At 63.0% G+C, this 16,791-nt stretch carries 17 protein-coding genes and 1 pseudogene; 16 read left to right on the top strand and 2 right to left on the bottom strand.

The window, feature by feature from the left end; genetic code table 11:
* The first annotated feature begins 7 nt into the window (after nucleotides 1-7).
* The 6 genes and pseudogenes from iolG to NKI95_RS12985 all read left to right on the top strand — a co-directional run bounded on the left by iolG (nucleotide 8) and on the right by NKI95_RS12985 (nucleotide 4,023).
* The gene (gene iolG, locus NKI95_RS13010; protein ID WP_352717173.1) at nucleotides 8-1,009 is read left to right on the top strand and encodes an inositol 2-dehydrogenase; all 1,002 of its coding nucleotides are present in this window, start codon (nucleotides 8-10) and stop codon (nucleotides 1,007-1,009) included.
* Between the two features lie 23 nt (nucleotides 1,010-1,032).
* A complete protein-coding gene (locus tag NKI95_RS13005; protein ID WP_352717172.1) occupies nucleotides 1,033-1,827 on the top strand; it encodes an SDR family oxidoreductase in 795 nt (264 codons plus the stop codon).
* Between the two features lie 20 nt (nucleotides 1,828-1,847).
* A pseudogene (locus NKI95_RS13000) lies at nucleotides 1,848-1,925 on the top strand (VapC toxin family PIN domain ribonuclease); the annotation flags it as partial.
* 41 nt (nucleotides 1,926-1,966) lie between these two features.
* Nucleotides 1,967-2,209, top strand: coding sequence for a hypothetical protein (locus tag NKI95_RS12995; protein WP_352717171.1), 243 nt, complete (start codon nucleotides 1,967-1,969; stop codon nucleotides 2,207-2,209).
* Between the two features lie 486 nt (nucleotides 2,210-2,695).
* The gene (locus NKI95_RS12990) at nucleotides 2,696-2,938 is read left to right on the top strand and encodes a hypothetical protein (RefSeq protein WP_352717170.1); all 243 of its coding nucleotides are present in this window, start codon (nucleotides 2,696-2,698) and stop codon (nucleotides 2,936-2,938) included.
* Nucleotides 2,932-4,023 carry a 3-deoxy-7-phosphoheptulonate synthase gene (locus NKI95_RS12985; RefSeq protein ID WP_352717168.1) on the top strand — a complete coding sequence of 364 codons (1,092 nt, stop codon included), beginning with the start codon at nucleotides 2,932-2,934 and terminating at the stop codon, nucleotides 4,021-4,023. The genes NKI95_RS12990 and NKI95_RS12985 overlap by 7 nt, the downstream gene beginning before the upstream one ends.
* 60 nt (nucleotides 4,024-4,083) lie before the next feature.
* Here the strand turns inward: NKI95_RS12985 and NKI95_RS12980 are convergent, their stop codons facing one another.
* Nucleotides 4,084-5,193 (bottom strand): Gfo/Idh/MocA family protein, encoded by a 1,110-nt coding sequence (locus tag NKI95_RS12980; RefSeq protein WP_352717166.1) that lies wholly within the window; start codon nucleotides 5,191-5,193, stop codon nucleotides 4,084-4,086.
* Between the two features lie 152 nt (nucleotides 5,194-5,345).
* Here NKI95_RS12980 and NKI95_RS12975 point away from each other — a divergent pair, with 152 nt between their 5' ends.
* On the top strand, nucleotides 5,346-6,191 hold the full coding sequence (locus tag NKI95_RS12975; RefSeq protein WP_352717364.1) for a MurR/RpiR family transcriptional regulator: 846 nt from the start codon (nucleotides 5,346-5,348) through the stop codon (nucleotides 6,189-6,191).
* Here NKI95_RS12975 and NKI95_RS12970 read toward each other — a convergent pair.
* Nucleotides 6,188-7,078, bottom strand: coding sequence for an AraC family transcriptional regulator (locus NKI95_RS12970; protein ID WP_352717165.1), 891 nt, complete (start codon nucleotides 7,076-7,078; stop codon nucleotides 6,188-6,190). The genes NKI95_RS12975 and NKI95_RS12970 overlap by 4 nt on opposite strands.
* A gap of 137 nt (nucleotides 7,079-7,215) precedes the next feature.
* Here NKI95_RS12970 and NKI95_RS12965 point away from each other — a divergent pair, with 137 nt between their 5' ends.
* The 9 genes from NKI95_RS12965 to phnN all read left to right on the top strand — a co-directional run bounded on the left by NKI95_RS12965 (nucleotide 7,216) and on the right by phnN (nucleotide 16,716).
* Nucleotides 7,216-7,944 (top strand): SDR family oxidoreductase, encoded by a 729-nt coding sequence (locus tag NKI95_RS12965; RefSeq protein ID WP_352717164.1) that lies wholly within the window; start codon nucleotides 7,216-7,218, stop codon nucleotides 7,942-7,944.
* Between the two features lie 200 nt (nucleotides 7,945-8,144).
* Nucleotides 8,145-10,079 carry a bifunctional 5-dehydro-2-deoxygluconokinase/5-dehydro-2-deoxyphosphogluconate aldolase gene (locus NKI95_RS12960; RefSeq protein WP_352717162.1) on the top strand — a complete coding sequence of 645 codons (1,935 nt, stop codon included), beginning with the start codon at nucleotides 8,145-8,147 and terminating at the stop codon, nucleotides 10,077-10,079.
* 35 nt (nucleotides 10,080-10,114) lie between these two features.
* Nucleotides 10,115-11,959 (top strand): 3D-(3,5/4)-trihydroxycyclohexane-1,2-dione acylhydrolase (decyclizing), encoded by a 1,845-nt coding sequence (gene iolD / locus NKI95_RS12955; protein ID WP_352717161.1) that lies wholly within the window; start codon nucleotides 10,115-10,117, stop codon nucleotides 11,957-11,959.
* A 45-nt stretch (nucleotides 11,960-12,004) separates the two neighbouring features.
* A complete protein-coding gene (gene iolE / locus NKI95_RS12950; RefSeq protein WP_352717159.1) occupies nucleotides 12,005-12,922 on the top strand; it encodes a myo-inosose-2 dehydratase in 918 nt (305 codons plus the stop codon).
* Between the two features lie 41 nt (nucleotides 12,923-12,963).
* Nucleotides 12,964-13,182: a DUF3329 domain-containing protein gene (locus NKI95_RS12945; RefSeq protein WP_352717158.1), complete on the top strand. Its 219-nt coding sequence runs from the start codon at nucleotides 12,964-12,966 to the stop codon at nucleotides 13,180-13,182.
* A 2-nt stretch (nucleotides 13,183-13,184) separates the two neighbouring features.
* The gene (gene iolB, locus NKI95_RS12940) at nucleotides 13,185-13,997 is read left to right on the top strand and encodes a 5-deoxy-glucuronate isomerase (protein ID WP_352717157.1); all 813 of its coding nucleotides are present in this window, start codon (nucleotides 13,185-13,187) and stop codon (nucleotides 13,995-13,997) included.
* 148 nt (nucleotides 13,998-14,145) lie between these two features.
* Entirely contained in the window at nucleotides 14,146-14,853 is a 708-nt protein-coding gene (locus tag NKI95_RS12935) for a DUF1045 domain-containing protein (RefSeq protein WP_352717156.1), read from the top strand.
* Between the two features lie 97 nt (nucleotides 14,854-14,950).
* Nucleotides 14,951-16,090, top strand: coding sequence for an alpha-D-ribose 1-methylphosphonate 5-triphosphate diphosphatase (locus NKI95_RS12930; protein ID WP_352717155.1), 1,140 nt, complete (start codon nucleotides 14,951-14,953; stop codon nucleotides 16,088-16,090).
* Nucleotides 16,087-16,716, top strand: a complete 630-nt coding sequence (phnN, locus tag NKI95_RS12925; RefSeq protein ID WP_352717153.1) for a phosphonate metabolism protein/1,5-bisphosphokinase (PRPP-forming) PhnN — start codon at nucleotides 16,087-16,089, stop codon at nucleotides 16,714-16,716. The genes NKI95_RS12930 and phnN overlap by 4 nt, the downstream gene beginning before the upstream one ends.
* Nucleotides 16,717-16,791: the final 75 nt, after the last annotated feature.

Below are 16,791 nucleotides of genomic sequence, written 5' to 3'. Positions count from 1 at the left end.
ATTCTTCATGCCTCTTCGCTTTGCTCTTCTCGGTGCCGGCCGTATCGGCAAGGTCCATGCTCGCGCCGTTGGTTCCAATCCGCAGGCCAGGCTGGTTGCGGTTGCCGACGCGTTCGAGAAGGCGGCGACCGATCTGGCCTCTGCCTATGGCGCCGAAGTGCGCAGCATCGATGCCATCGAGAAGGCCGGCGATATCGATGCGGTCATCATCTGCACGCCCACCGACACTCATGCCGATCTGATCGAACGCTTCGCCAAAGCGGGTAAAGCGATCTTCTGCGAAAAGCCGATCGATCTCGACGCCGCCAGGGTGGAACAATGCCTGGCCGTCGTCGACAAGACCGGCGCCACCCTGATGGTCGGCTTCAACCGCCGTTTCGATCCGCATTTTGCCGCCGTGCGCAAGGCGATCGACGACGGCGCCATCGGCGCGGTCGAGATGGTGACCATCACCTCGCGCGATCCCGGCCCGCCGCCGCTCGACTATATCGGCCGCTCGGGCGGCATCTTCCGCGACATGACCATTCATGATTTCGACATGGCGCGCTTCCTGCTTGGCGAGGAGCCGGTGGCGGTCAGCGCGCACGCTTCTGTGCTGGTTGATAAAAAGATCGGCGAGGCCGGCGACTTCGACAGCGTCAGCGTCATCCTCGAAACTGCCTCCGGCAAGCAATGCGTCATCTCCAACTCGCGCCGCGCCACCTATGGCTACGACCAGCGCATCGAGGTGCATGGCTCGAAAGGCATGATTGCGGCCGAGAACCAGCGGCCGGTGTCGATCGAACTGGCCAATGAGAAAGGCTATACGCGGCCGCCGCTGCACGATTTCTTCATGACCCGTTATCTCGACGCCTACGCAAACGAGATCGCTGCTTTCATCGCGGCAGCGACGTCAGGCAAAAAGGCGGCGCCGAGTGGCAAGGACGGGCTGGTGGCGCTCAGGCTGGCAGATGCGGCGCTGAAATCGGCCAAGGAAGGCAAGACCGTCCGCCTCGACAAAACAATCTGACTATCAAGCACAGGAGCAAGGCGATGAACGGTTCAGCCGGTCGCAATTCCGAAACACGCGCCATCGTCACGGGCGGCGCACAAGGCATCGGCTTTGCCGTCGCCGAAGCGCTGGCCGATGAGGGCTGCCGGGCACTGGCGCTGATCGGCCGCTCGCAGGAGAAGGGCGACAAGGCTGTCGCCGCTCTCAAGCGCGCAGGCGTCGATGCCATCTTCATCAGCGCCGACGTCTCAAAAGTGGCCGACTGCAAGCGTGCGGTCGAAACGGCGATTGGCCATTTCGGCACCATCAACGCGCTGGTCAACGCCGCCGCCACCTCGGCCCGCGGCTCGCTGGTCGAGACCTCCGAGGATCTGTTCGACCAGATATTCCAGACCAATGTGCGCGGCCCGTTTTTCTTGATGCAGGGAGTGGTGGCGCATTTGCTGGCGCGCCAGGCACCGGGCTCGATCGTCAACGTGCTGTCGATGTCGGCGCATTGCGGCCAGTCGTTCCTGGCACCCTATTCGTCGAGCAAGGGAGCGCTGGCGACACTGACCAAGAATGTCGCCAATGCCTATCGCGGCAATCGCATCCGCTGCAATGCGGTGCTGCCCGGCTGGATGGATACTGAGGGCGAGGCGATCGTGCAGAAGAAATGGCATGACGCGCCGGACGACTGGCTGGAGAAGGCCGAAGCCGCGCAGCCGATGGGCCAATTGGTGAAGCCGGCGCAGCTTGCCCGACTGATCAGCTACATGATCAGCCCGCAGTCCGGCGTCATGACCGGGTCGCTGGTCGACTACGATCAGAACATCGCAGGGTCGTCGCCGGAATAGGATCAACCGAGTAGCCGCAGGAGCTCACCTTGGCAACGCGTAACACGAAGGATTTCGAAGGCTTTGGAATTGAACTCGTCGATCCCTGGACTGCATGAACCGCTCGGCGCTGCATGTTGGGCCTCGAAAGTGACCCGAGATGCATCCATACTGGATCAGGATAAGCGGTAGCCTTGGCGTTAGCGTTACCGCCCGGTCGGAAGCCGATGCCCTACAACTCTTCGCCCTTGCCTACGGGATCCGCCAAGAAATTATCAGTATCGAGATCATCAAGGACATGAACGATCTCGACCAGAACCATGTCGTGCCCAATTTGGGTGCGGCCAACTGGTTTCGTCGCGGCATCTGGTATCCTCAAGGTTTGGAACACATTGCAAACTGAGACACGACCTTCTCGGCTCCTGACAGATCGGAGGCGCTTGCGCTTAAATCCCGAATGCCTTGGCGACTAGCGGAAACGCCCATCGCTTCTTCATCGCGGGGCGAAGCAAGGAGCGAAGCGGCGCGGCGCAGACCCCGAGATCCATATGTGACTTCAAAGCATTGCAGCGGCGCAGAATGCTGCTCCCCTACGGCTGAGCCCATAAAGGGTGTCAGTCTACCCGGCACGCGCGACGAGCGAAGCGAAAAGAAAGAAGAGGCCAGGGGCACTCAAAACAAAAACAGCAATGAACAGCACAAAGCGCCAGCCAAGAGTCAAATTTGGAGACCTCAAGCCATAGACGATTCCGGCCATCGCCAATACGAACGCCACGATTATGAGAAGATGGTATCCTTGGGGCTCTGGCATAACCTTTGATTTCGCTTTCGCGCCGCATTCGGTGGAGCGGCTTCGTGTCAAGCATAAAGCGGTTTGGCTTAGGTGACGATGGACGACATGTCACATTTCAAGCCGAGCCACCTGGCACGTGACAAGCGCTTCCGCATCGACTATATCAGCCCTCATGATCAACCTGACCGCCAAATATTGGTACTTTATGAGCTCGCTGGCGGCGGGAGGATTGCGCTCGATCTGAAGATTGCAGCAACAACATCCGAACAGCCGCCAGACCTGGCGGCTTTTTTGTTTCAGCCGGCAGGTCTCCCAATCAGGAGCAGAATGCCGTGTTGACGACCACAGACGATCTTCGGGTCAAAGAAATAAGGGAATTGAGCACGCCGGACGAGGTGATGCGGGAGATACCGCGCACGTTGACTGCGACGCGCACCGTTGCCGCGTCACGCAACGCGATCCACGCCGTGCTGACCGGCACCGACGATCGGCTGGTGGTCGTCGTCGGCCCTTGTTCGATCCACGATCCGGCCGCTGCCGTAGACTATGCCAGCCGCTTGGCATCGCTGCGTGAAAGCCTGTCGGATCGGCTGGAGATCGTGATGCGCGTCTATTTCGAGAAACCGCGCACGACAGTCGGCTGGAAGGGCCTGATCAACGATCCCGACCTCGACGGCAGCTTCAACATAGACAAGGGGCTGCGGATGGCCCGCAACGTGCTCGCCGCCGTCAACAATCTCGGTCTGCCGGCGGCGACCGAATTCCTCGACATGGCCACTCCGCAATATATCGCCGACCTCGTCGCCTGGGGCGCGATCGGCGCGCGCACGACCGAGAGCCAGATCCACCGCGAACTCGCATCAGGCCTGTCCTGCCCGGTCGGCTTCAAGAACGGCACCGACGGCAATTTGCGGATCGCGGCCGAGGCCGTGAAATCCGCCGCCCAGCCGCATCATTTCATGGCGGTGACGAAGGGCGGGCGCAGCGCCATCGCGACGACCACCGGCAACGAGGACTGCCACGTCATCCTGCGCGGCGGTATTGTGCCGAATTATGACGCGGCCAGCATTGCTGCTGCCTGCGCGGAACTCGGCCGGATCGGCGTGGCGCCGCGGCTGATGATCGATGTCAGCCACGCCAACAGCAGCAAGAAGCCGGAAAACCAGCCAGGAGTGGCGGCCGTCGTGGCTGGCCAGGTAGCGGCAGGCGACGAGCGCATCATCGGCGTCATGATCGAGAGCAACCTTGTCGCCGGCCGGCAGGACGTCGTGCCCGGCAAGCCGCTCGTCTATGGCCAGAGCATCACCGATGGCTGCATCGACTGGGCAGCCACCGAGACGGTGCTTCACGGCCTTGCCGACGCCGTCGAGCAGCGCCGGTCGGTTCGGCGTGCAATGATCGCCGGCCGGCCAGGAGCCGCCTGAGCTGGTTGGCGCCGATACCTTCTCCCCTTGTCGTGGGAGAAGGGGAAGCCAACGCCGGTGCTACCGCACCGCGATCCAGCGCTGTTCCGCGAACGAGCGCGCCATCGCATGCACGGTGCGCTCGATCTCCAGGCCTTCGTCGAAATCGATGATCCGCGCCGGCTTGCCGGCAAGCCGCGTCAACAGTTCCCGGCATTCGATGATCTTGAGGTCATTAAAGCCAAGGCCGTGGCCGGGTGCCGGCAGGAAGGCGTCGTAAGGCGTATGGTGCGGGGCCACCAGGATGGTGCGGTAGCCTTGCTCGGTCGGCCGGTCGGCCGTCAGATAGAGTTGGAACTCGTTCATCCGCTCCTGGTCGTACAGGATCGAGCCCTTCGAACCGAAAATCTGGATGGCGATCCGGCCCTTGCGGCCCCAAGCCGAACGGTTGACCAGCAGCGTGCCGGCAATGCCGTTTTCGAGATGCATCAGGATGCTGGCGATGTCATAGGTCTCGACGGCGCGGCGCCCGCCTGAGGCGACGCGGCGGTCGGCATAGGGCTTGGCCATGTCGCACATGACGCGGGCGACGCGGCCGAACAGCACGGCGATGAGCGACAGCGGATGCACGGCGAAATCGTCGAGCGCGCCGTAACCGGACGCCGTCTCGTGCTTCCAGAAGAACAGCGCCTCCGGATCGGCCATGAAGTCTTCGTCCATCTCGATACGCAGATGGTTGACCTCGCCGATGATCTTCTCGTCGAGCAGCGCACCGATGCGGCGGATCGCGGGATTTTGGATGTAGTTATAGCCAAGCGCGGCCACCTTGCCGGATTTTTGGGCCGCCGCAGCCATCGCTTGCGCCTCCGCAAAACTTGGCGCCATCGGCTTCTCGCACCACAGATGCTTGCCGGCTTCGAGGATGGCGATGGCCATTTCCGGGTGGAACTGGTTTGGCGTGGTCAGCGAGATGACATCGACATCCGGATCATCGACCACCGCACGCCAGTCGCCGGATGCCTTGGCGAAGCCGAATTCGCTGGCGCGGCGTTTGGCAAGGTCCTCGTTGACCTCGCCCAGATGGACCAGCCTTGGCTTGTCGACATCGGGAAAGACGGTGCCGACCGCGTTCCAGGCAATGGCGTGGCACTTGCCCATGAAGCCCGTGCCGATAAGACCTACCCTGACCATCTGCCTTGCCTCCCTGTGTGCAAACTTATGTGGATGAATTAGTCCATTTTGTTTGCAAATGGAACGCTTGCCTCATTTTTTATGGTGTTCTTGCACAGGCCCGCTATGATGGGGCACAGAGGGAACTAACGATGAGCCTGGGCGGAGCGACGATGGACGAACGGGTGCCTCGCGATTTCGAAACGCTGCGGGCGACGATCCTGGAGCGGCGTCAGAGCCTGCCGAAACGTATCGCCCAGATCGCCGCCTATGCGCTCGACAACCCCGACGATATCGCCTTCGGCACCGCTGCCAGCATCGCCGCCTCCGCCGGTGTCCAGCCTTCGACCCTGATCCGCTTTGCCCAGCAGCTTGGCTTTGATGGTTTCACCAGCCTGCAACTGGTGTTTCGCGAGCGCCTGCGCGAGCGCAACTCATCCTACGATGAAAGGCTGGCGGCATTGCGCGCCAAGGCCGAGGAAGGCGCCGGCCACCGCGCGATTTTCGACGGTTTTGTCGCCGCGGCCAGCACCTCGCTCAACGACATTTCGCGCACGCTGAATGAAGACCATTTCGAAGACGCGATCGCCGTGCTGGCCAAGGCGGAAACCATTTATGTGCTGGCCAAGCGGCGCTCCTACCCGGTCGCCTCCTACATTGCCTATGCATTGGGCAAGCTCAAGATCCGCAACCAGCTGATCGAATCGGCCGCCGGCCTGAACGCGGAGATGATCGGCTTTGCCTCTCCAAGGGATGCCGTCATCGCCATCAGCTTTTCACCCTATGCCCCGGCCACCATCGAAGAGGCGCGCGTCATTTCGGAGGAAGGCGTGCCGATCGTGGCGATTACCGACAGCTCCTTTTCGCCGCTCGCCCAATTCGCCAGGGTTTGGTTCGAGGTCGCCGAGGCCGATTTTGCCGGATTCCGCTCGCTGTCGGCGACGATGGCTTTGGCCATGGCGCTGACCGTCGCCGTTGGCGAGAAGCGGCGCGACAGCGGCCGCAAGCGCAAGGCCTAGATCACCTCTATTGCCGTTTCGCCTCCTGTCAAAAGCCGCGCTGCGTCGCGGGCAGGCGGCGACCCGAACTGGCGGGCATACTCCCGGCTGAACTGGGAAGCACTCTCATAGCCGACAGCGAAGGCGACACGCGCCACGTTGCCCGGCTGGGCAATCAGCAGATGGCGGGCTTCCAGCAAGCGGATTTGCTTTTGATACTGGATTGGGCTCATGGCCGTCGCCGCCTTGAAGTGACGATAAAACGCAGCACTGCTCATATGGGCGATTTCGGCCAGATCCCCGACCCGGACCGGCTGATGGGAATGCGAACGGATCCAGGTAATCGCCCGGCCAATCCGGGACAGATGGCCATCGGCGCGCGCAAGCTCACGAAGCTTTCCGCCTTGTCGGCCTTGCAGGAGCCGAAACAGCATCTCCCGCTCGAGCATGGTCGCGAGCACGGGAATCTCCGCTGGCCGGTCAAGCAGCCGCATCATTCGACGCAATGCGTCGAGTAGCTCGTCATCAACGGGAGAGGTGGAGAAACTGTCGCCGCCGAGGGCCGGCGCGTGCCCGACGAGGAGCGCGGCGACTGCCTGCAGGTCAAGGGTCAAGCCAATGGCCAGGTAAGGGCGCGCGGCGCTCGCTTCGACTATCTGGCTGATGGTGGGCGTCTCGACAGTGTAGATGAAATAGCTGGCCGGATTGTAACGAAGGGTCCGGTCGCCGATCAGGACCGTTTTCGCGCCCTGCAATACGAATAAGATCCCCGACCCCCACACCCCTGGCAATGGCGGCGTGGCAACTTCGCTGCGGCCGATCGAAACGCGGGGAACCGCCGTGCTTGTTCGCCGCCCGTACGCATGGCGGCCGGCGATCTCGATCAACTCCTGCAGCGCCTCGCTCATTGCGCCAGCATCGCGCATTCACGCCGGCCGCGCAACAGCGTGAGAGGATTAGGCAAGAGCCTGAGAATTTCCGGCGTGCGGCGCCCGCTGCCTCGCGCCATTTGTGGGTCTTCCACAAGAAAAATGGAGACACCGAAATGACGACTTCGAAGACCGCGCTGGTGACCGGCGCCAACAAGGGTATAGGCCGCGAAATCGCCCGGCGACTGGCGACCATGGGCTTCAAGGTCTGGCTCGGCGCCAGGGACGCCGAGCGCGGCATGGCGGCGGCGCAGGCATTGCGCGCGGAAGGCCTCGACGCAGAGTGGCTTGAACTCGACGTCACGCAGGATAACAGTGTTGCGGCGGCAGCCAAGGCACTCGGGCAGGCCAGCCCCTGCCTCGACGTGCTGGTGAACAACGCCGGCGTCGCCATCAATTACGACCTGCCGCCGAGCCAGCAGCGGATCGCCGACATCCAGGCCACTTACGACGTCAATGTCTTCGGCCCCATCCGCGTGACCCAGGCATTCCTGCCGCTGCTGCTGGCAGCACCTGCTGCCCGGATCGTGATGGTGAGCAGCTCCACCGGGTCCATCGGCCGGGCGCTGGATCCCGCCACCGCGAACCACGCCGTCAATATGATGGGCTACGGCAGCTCCAAGACAGCCTTGAACGCCATCACCGTGGCCTTCGCCAGGGAACTCGCGCTCCAAGGCATCAAGGTCAACGCCGCGGCGCCCGGCTACACCGCCACCGATCTCAACGGGTATAAAGGTCACCGCACGGTGCAGCAGGCGGCCGAGATCGTCATTCACCTGGCGACCCTGGACGCCGATGGCCCGACCGCCGGGTACTTCAACGATGATGGCCCGCTTCCTTGGTAAATCAGCTGGTTTCAGTGGCAGACCCTTGACGTTCGTCTGACTTCAAAGTTTCTGAACGCGCGAGCCTTGCACCGCACTTTTCAGCCTTGGGAATGCTCGTTCCATATTGACTATGGATTGGAATTATTATTTCATATTGCCGGCGCCACGCTGCCGCTCGCGCGTGTTACCCAAGACAACAAAGCCGATGGGAGGTTCGAATGGGCGAAGCCGTGGAAGCGAGACATGCGCCGCTCGACGTCATCACGATCGGCCGCGCTTCCGTCGATCTTTACGGCCAGCAGATCGGCTCGCGCCTCGAGGACATTACTTCCTTTGCCAAGTCGGTCGGCGGCTGCCCAGCCAACATCGCAGTCGGCACTGCCAGGCTCGGCCTGCGCTCGGCGCTGCTCACCCGCGTCGGCAATGAGCAGATGGGCCGCTTCATCCGCGAGCAGCTGACCCGCGAGGGCGTTTCGGTCCAAGGCCTCAAGACCGATCCGGAGCGGCTGACCGCCCTGGTGCTGCTGTCGGTCGAGGATGAAGGCGTCTCGCCGATGATCTTCTATCGCAGCGATTGCGCCGACATGGCGCTTTCGGAAGACGATATCGATGAAACGTTCATCGCTTCGGCACGCGCGGTCGTCGTCACCGGCACGCATTTTTCGCGACCCAACAGCGACGCCGCCCAGCGCAAGGCGATCCGTGCCATGAAGGCCAAGGGCGGCAAGGTGGTGTTCGACATCGACTACCGCCCCAACCTGTGGGGCCTCGCCGGCCACGCCGAAGGCTTTGAGCGCTACGTGAAATCCGACCGCGTCTCGGCGCAGTTGAAGACGGTGCTGCCCGATTGCGATCTCATCGTCGGCACCGAAGAGGAGATCATGATCGCTTCGGGCGCAGACGATTGCCTGAGCGCGCTGAAAACCATCCGCTCGCTGTCGGCGGCAACCATCGTGTTGAAGCGGGGCGCCATGGGTTGCATCGTCTATGACGGGCCGATCAGTGACGACCTCGAGGACGGTGTCGTCGGCAAGGGGTTTCCGATCGAGGTCTACAATGTGCTCGGCGCCGGCGACGCCTTCATGTCGGGCTTCCTGCGCGGCTGGCTCGGCGAGGAAAGCCTGGCGACGGCGGCGACCTGGGCCAATGCCTGCGGCGCCTTTGCCGTGTCGCGGCTGCTCTGCGCACCGGAATACCCGACATTCGAGGAATTGCAGTTCTTCCTGAAAAACGGCAGCAAGCATCTGGCGCTGCGCAAGGACGGGGCGATCAACCACATCCATTGGGCGACCACGCGCCGGCGCGACATCCCCTCGCTGATGGCGTTCGCCTGCGACCACCGCGTCCAGCTGGAGGACGTCGCGGCAAAAGCCGGCGCCGATCCGTCGCGAATCCCAGCTTTCAAGGTGCTGACGGTCAAGGCTGCGGCCAAGGTCGCGGCTGGCCGCGCCGGCTACGGCATGCTGCTCGACGAAAAATACGGACGCGAGGCGATGTTCGAATTCGCCCACCATTCCTTCGCCTGGCTCGGCCGGCCGGTCGAGTTGCCGGGTTCGCGGCCGCTTCGCTTCGAGTTCTCGCAAGACATAGGTTCGCAACTGACCGAATGGCCGGTCGACCACTGCATCAAATGCCTGTGCTTCTATCATCCCGACGATCCCGCGGCGCTGAAGAGCGAACAGCAGCAGAAGCTGCGCGCTTTGTTCGAGGCCGCGCGGAAAGTGGGCAGAGAACTTCTGGTCGAGATCATCGCCGGCAAGCACGGCAAACTCGACGACATGACGATACCGCGCGCGCTGGAGGAACTCTATGCGCTCGGCATCAAGCCAGACTGGTGGAAGCTCGAACCGCAGGCATCGGCCGGCGCATGGGCAAAGATCGAGGCGGTGATCCTGAAGAACGATCCCTGGTGCCGCGGGATTGTGCTGCTTGGCCTCGAAGCGCCGCAGGACGAGCTGGAAGCGGCCTTCGCCGCCACCGCCAAGGCGCCCATCGTCAAGGGTTTCGCTGTCGGCCGCACCATCTTCATCAACGCGGCCGAACAATGGCTTGCCGGCAAGATGTCGGACGATGAGGCGGTTGCCGACATGGCTTCTCGCTTCGAGAGACTGACCGAGGCATGGCTTGCCGCGCGCGGCCGCAAAGCAGCATAAGAAGGCGCGGCAATAAGGACTGCGGAGGAACCGACATGACCAAGACAATCCGCCTGACGATGGCGCAGGCGCTGACCCGCTTTCTTGCCCGGCAGATGACTGAGATCGACGGGAAGAAAGTGCCGATCTTCGGCGGCGTCTGGGCGATCTTCGGCCACGGCAATGTCGCCGGCGTCGGCGAGGCGCTTTACCAGGTGCGCGACGAGCTGCCGACCTTCCGCGCCCATAACGAGCAGGCAATGGCGCACGCGGCGATCGCCTATGCCAAGGCCAATTTCCGCCGCCGCTTCATGGCTGCGACCAGTTCGATCGGCCCCGGCGCGCTCAACATGGTGACCGCTGCGGCACTTGCGCATGTAAACAGGTTGCCTGTCCTGTTTCTGCCCGGCGACGTCTTCGCCAATCGCATTCCGGATCCCGTCCTGCAGCAGGCCGAGGATTTTTCCGACGGCACGGCGACGGTCAATGACTGCCTCCGGCCGGTGTCGCGCTATTTCGACCGCATCGCGCGGCCTGAGCAGATCATGCCGGCGCTCAACCGCGCCATGCAGGTGCTGACTGATCCCGCCGAATGCGGCCCGGTGACCCTGGCGCTGTGCCAGGATGTACAGGCCGAGGCCTATGACTACCCCGAGAGCTTCTTTGCCGAGCGACTCTGGACCCAGCGCCGGCTGCGCCCGGACCGCCAAGAGCTAGCAGCTGCAGTGGCCGCGCTGAAGAGCGCGAAGAAGCCATTGGTGATTGCGGGCGGTGGCGTACTCTATTCGCAGGCGTCCGAGGAACTGGCAAAACTGGTGCAAGGCGCCGGCATTCCGGTTTGTGAGACGCAAGGCGGCAAATCCTCGCTCCCCGACGATCATCCCTTGAACATGGGCGCGGTCGGCGTCACCGGCACTTCGGCGGCCAACGGGCTGGCCGAAGAGGCGGACGTCGTGCTTGCCGTCGGTACCAGGCTGCAGGATTTCACCACCGGCTCCTGGGCATTGTTCAAGCATTCCGGCAGGACCATCATCGGGCTCAACGTGCAGCCTTTTGACGCCGGAAAGCACCAGGCGCTGCCGCTGGTCGCCGATGCGGCGGAAGGGCTCGCCGAATTGGCTGCCGCGCTGAAAGGTTGGAAAGCCCCTTCAGGCTGGACCGACAATGCGATCAGCGGCAAGAAGGACTGGCAGGCGGATGCCGGCAAGGTGACGGCGTCAACCAATGCCGCCTATCCATCCGACGCGCAGGTGATCGGCGCCGTACAGCGCGCCATGGGCTCCGGCGTGATACTGCTCCATGCCGCCGGCGGCTTGCCCGGCGAATTGCACAAGCTATGGCAGGCGGGCGCGCCCGGCTCCTATCACGCCGAATACGGCTTCTCGACCATGGGCTATGAAATCGCCGGCGGGCTTGGCGTCAAGATGGCCAAGCCGGACGAAGAGGTTGTGGTGATGATCGGCGACGGCTCCTACCTGATGCTCAATTCCGAGATCGCGACCTCGGTGATGCTTGGGCTCAAGCTGACCATCGTGCTGCTCGACAACAGAGGCTATGGCTGCATCAACCGTCTGCAGATGGCGACCGGCGGCGCCAACTTCAACAATCTGCTGAAGGACGCTCGTCACGAAACCTTGCCCGAGATCGACTTCGCCGCGCATGCTGCGAGCATGGGTGCGATTGCCGAAAAAGTGGCGTCGATCGCCGGGCTGGAAACGGCGCTGGCGCAAGCGAAGAAGAATACGCGAACGACCGTGCTGGTCATCGACACCGACCCGCTGGTTTCGACCGAGGCCGGTGGAAGCTGGTGGGATGTCGCAGTGCCGGAAGTCTCGGCACGGCCGCAAGTGAACGCGGCGCGCAAGAAATATGAGGAAGCGCTGAGCGGGCGGCGATTTTAGCGCCCGCCAACGCCGCCTCGAAATGTCTGAAACTGGAGTGACGACTTGAAAGCCAAACTGGGCATGTCCCCCATTGCATGGTGGAACGACGATCTTGCCGAACTCAGCGATGATGTGTCGCTGGAGGAGTGCTTGCGCCAATCGCGTTCGGCTGGTTTCACCGGCATGGAAATGGGCCGCCGCTTTCCCAACGATCCGAAAATCATGCTGCCGATCCTCAGGCAGGCCGATGTGACGCTTTGCGGCGGTTGGTTCTCGGGAACGCTGGTCGACGAAAACATGGCGAAAAACAAGGATCGTATCCAGCCGATGATCGATCTGTTCAAGGCGGTGAATGCGCCCTGCATCGTCTATGGTGAAGTCGGCCGCTCCATCCAGGGCGACCGCTCGAAACCGCTTGCCAGCAAGCCCAGGCTTTCGGACGAGGAGATGAAAGCCTATGCGAAGCGGCTCACGCAGTTCGGCGAATGGTGTGCCGAGCAAGGCATGCCGCTCTCCTATCACCATCACATGGCGGCGGTGGTCGAGACCGAGCCAGAGCTAGATGCCTTCATGCGTTATTCGGGAGAGGGCATTCCCCTACTGCTCGATGCCGGCCATCTGGCCTTTGCCGGCGGCGATGTGCTGCGCGCGATTGACAACCACCACCGGCGCATCAACCACGTGCATGTGAAAGACGTGCGCATGGAGGTGATCGCGGGACTGGATCGCGAGAAGCAATCCTTCCTCGATGCGGTGGCGCTTGGTGCCTTCACCGTGCCGGGAGATGGCTCGCTGGATTTTGGCGCCATCGTCCAGAGGCTCGCCGACCATGGCTATGAAGGCTGGTTCGTGGTCGAGGCCGAGCAGGACCCGAAAAAGAACCCGCCACTCAAGATGGCGCAGGTCGGCTACAAGGAATTGATGCGGGTTATGACGGCGGCGGGTTATGCGGTGGAGACACAGGGCTTTCCGAATGCTTGAGGCTCGCGAGGAAGGGCCGATCCGATGCCGGGGGTGATCCGATGAAAGACTCCGAGCACCCGTTTTTCCGGCCTTTGTGGCGGCGCGTTGCCGTTGTCGCGGTCTGCCTGGTCTGGTCGGCGATCGAATTCGCTACCGGCACGCCGTTCTGGGGCGTGATCGCGCTCGGCTTCGCCGGCTATGCCATCTGGCAATTCTTCTATCTCTACAAGCCGGCTGACGAGGACAAGCCATCGGCGGACGCCAAACCGAAGGAATGACCATGTCTAAGCTGCTCGTCAAAGCCAATAACGGCCACGGCCGCGTCGCCCATGTGACGCCGCAGAGCGCCGGCTGGACCTATGTCGGCTTCGATCTGCACCGGCTGCGGCCCGGCGAGAGCGCTTCCGGGCAAACCGCGGATCGTGAGGTCTGCCTTGTGTTCGTCACCGGCAAGGGTAAGGCCAAGGCCGGCGGCAAGGAACTCGGCCTGCTCGGCGAGCGCATGTCGCCCTTCGAAGGCAAGCCGTGGTCGGTCTATGTGCCGCAGGGGTCGGAGTGGTCGGTGAGCGCCGATACCGATCTCGAACTTGCCGTCTGTTCGGCGCCAGGACTGGGCGGCGGTCTGCCGGTCCGTGTCATCGGACCTGACGATCTCGGCCAGGAGGTTCGCGGCAAAGGCACCAACACGCGCTACGTCACCAACATCCTGCCGGAAGGCAAGCCGGCCGATTCCCTGCTGGTGGTCGAGGTCATCACGCCCGGCGGCCACACATCGAGCTATCCGCCGCACAAGCACGACCAGGACAATCTGCCGGCTGAATCCTATCTGGAGGAAACCTATTATCACCGCCTCAACCCGCCGCAGGGCTTTGCTTTCCAGCGCGTCTATACCGATGCTGACGAGAGCGGTGCTCGTTCGCTCGACGAGGCGATGGCGATCGAGGACGGCGACGTCGTGCTGGTACCCAGGGGTTATCACCCCTGCGCCGCCTGCCACGGCTATGATCTCTATTATCTCAACGTCATGGCCGGACCGAAGCGGACGTGGAAATTCCACAACGCACCCGAGCACGAATGGCTGATGAAGGCCTAATCACTTCCCCTTCGCCCCAACCGCTGGTCCAAGCGAAAAATCGTCGGCTAACGAACCGGCTGTGTGGTTTTGTTACCGAAAACGCCGCAAAGCTTCGTCAATTCGTCATGGAAATCACCTATGGCAGCGGGGCTGACGAGGACTTTCGATGCGCTACGCGATCTATTTCACCTCCCGACAGGACGAACCGCTGGCACGGATCGCCGCCAACTGGCTCGGCCGGGACCCATTCGGCGCCGCCACAAAGCCGGTCGAGGCAGTGGGCGAGTTGTCGGCGGCAGAAGTTGCCTTCCATACCGCCTCGGCGCGCCGCTATGGCTTTCATGCGACGCTGAAGGCGCCTTTCCGCTTGGCTTCCAACGAGACGGAAGCCTCGCTTCGCGCAGCACTCGACGATTTTGCCGAGGCGACGCCGGTGGTGACCATCCCGCGCCTGATCGTCAGCCAGATCGACGGCTTTTTCGCGCTGGTGCCGGAAGCGCCGCTGCCGGCGCTCAACCGCTTCGCCGACGACGTGGTGCACGACTTCGACCGCTTTCGCGCGCCGTTAACCGAAGCCGAGATCGAGCGGCGCAGCCCCGATTCGCTGAAGCCCGACGAGTTCCGCAATCTCTGCCAGTGGGGCTACCCCTATGTCTTCGAGACCTTTCGCTTCCATATGACGCTGTCCGGCCGGGTCTCGTCACAGGAAAGCCCTCGTCTTCGCCTAGCAATCGACAGCCTGTTTGCGGGCGTGCTGCAACGGCCGGTGGCGGTGGACGCGCTGACGCTGTTTGTGGAAACTGAACCCGGCGCACCATTCATGGTGCTGTCCCATCACGCGCTCGGGCGCCGCCCGGCCAGAAGAACTGCCTGACCAGAAGAACTGCCTAAATGACTATTTGCCTTAACCGCATTGTGCGACGCCGATTCATTTTCAGTTGGTTTGCAAAATGCTCCGAGGACTGCCTGAAATGACCGCCGAGACCGTTCTTGACAATGCCCGCATCGTACTGGCCGACCAGATCATCGAAGGGTCGATCGTGCTGCGCGATGGCGTGATCGCCGACATCGCTCCCGGCGCTGGCCGCAGCGGCGAGGACATGGGCGGCGACTTCATCATCCCTGGCCTGGTCGAGCTCCACACCGACCATCTCGAAGGCCATTACGCGCCGCGGCCGAAAGTGCGCTGGAACCCGATCGCAGCTGTGCTGGCGCATGACGCGCAGGTGGCGACCGCCGGCATCACCACCGTGCTCGACGCCTTGCGTGTCGGCATGGACGAGGATGCCGACCTGACGGCCGCCGACATACGCAAGCTGGCCGACGCGATCGAAGACAGTGTGCAGCAGGACCGGCTCAGGGCCGACCATTTCCTCCATCTGCGCTGCGAGGTTTCGGCGCCGGACTGCCTCACAGCCTTCGCCAATTTCGACGGCGACGAGCGGGTCAGGCTGGCGTCACTGATGGACCATGCACCGGGACAGCGCCAATTCGTCAATTTGGAAACCTATGCCTATTACTACCAGCGCAAGCTGAAGCTGACCGATCGCGATTTCCAGAAATTCTGCGAAAAGCGGATGGCGGAATCAGCGAGGAACTCGAGCCCGAACCGCAGCTTCATCGCCGCTGCCTGCCAAGAACGCGGCATCGTGCTGGCCAGCCATGACGACGCAACCGTCGGCCATGTCGACGAAGCGATCGAGCAAGGTGTGCGCGTCGCCGAGTTCCCGACCACTGAGGAGGCGGCACGGGCTTCAAAAGAGGCAGGGCTCGGCGTATTGATGGGCGCGCCGAACGTCATGCGCGGCGCGTCGCATTCGGGCAATGTCTCGGCCCGCACGCTGGCCGGCGACGGCCTGCTCGATATCCTGTCATCGGACTACATTCCGTTCAGCCTGATCCAGTCGGCCTTCTTCCTCGGCGACGTGGTCGAGGGCATCTCGTTGCCACAGGCGGTGGCGATGGTCTCGAAGAACCCGGCCGAGGCGGTCGGCCTCACCGATCGCGGCGTCATCGAGCCCGGCCGGCGCGCCGATCTGGTTCGCGTGCGCGTCGACGACCATGTCCCAGTCGTCCGCACGGTCTGGCGGCAGGGACGGCGGGTCGCATGATGGTGTCGGCATCGGTCGAGCGTGAATTGTCAGCCGCGGCGTTTCCGATCCGCGACGGCGTCTTCGTCGCCGTCGTCGGGCCGAGCGGTGCCGGCAAGGACACGGTGATCGGCTATGCGCGCGCCGTGTTTGCCGACGAGAGCCGGCTGGAGTTCGTGCGCCGGGTCATCACCCGGCAGAGCGACGCGGCTACCGAGGATCACGACACGCTCGCCGACGCGGCCTTCGTCGAGGCCGAAGCGGATGGCGCCTTCGCGATTTCCTGGGAGGCGCATGGCCTGCGCTATGGCATCCCGGCCGAAGTCGATTGGTCGGTCTCAAACGGCCGTGTCGCGATCGCCAACGTCTCGCGCGCGATCATCCCGGCGCTGCGGGAGCGCTACGCCAATCTGGCTGTCGTCGAGATCACGGCTACGCCGCAGATCCTGGCCGAGCGGCTGGCGTTGCGCGGTCGCGAATCGCGCGGCGAAGTGCTGGCACGGCTGGCGCGCAGCGCCAATGTGGCGCTGTCCGGACCGGGTGTCACCTCGATCGACAATAGCGGTCCTCGTGAAGCCGCCGGCGAGCGCTTCGCCGAGGTGCTGCGCAAGGCCATGGCCTTCTCCGACATGTCGGGCCTTATCTAAAGTAGCGCCCATCCGATGAATTCTGGATGGGCGCTACTTGTCTAACCCATATTTTTTTGGAAACCGGTATCCACT

It is taken from the genome of Mesorhizobium sp. M0306 (assembly GCF_040321655.1).
GTDB lineage: Bacteria > Pseudomonadota > Alphaproteobacteria > Rhizobiales > Rhizobiaceae > Mesorhizobium.
Note: the sequence above shows the minus strand (reverse complement) of the source record. Positions and strands in the feature narration are given on the sequence as shown.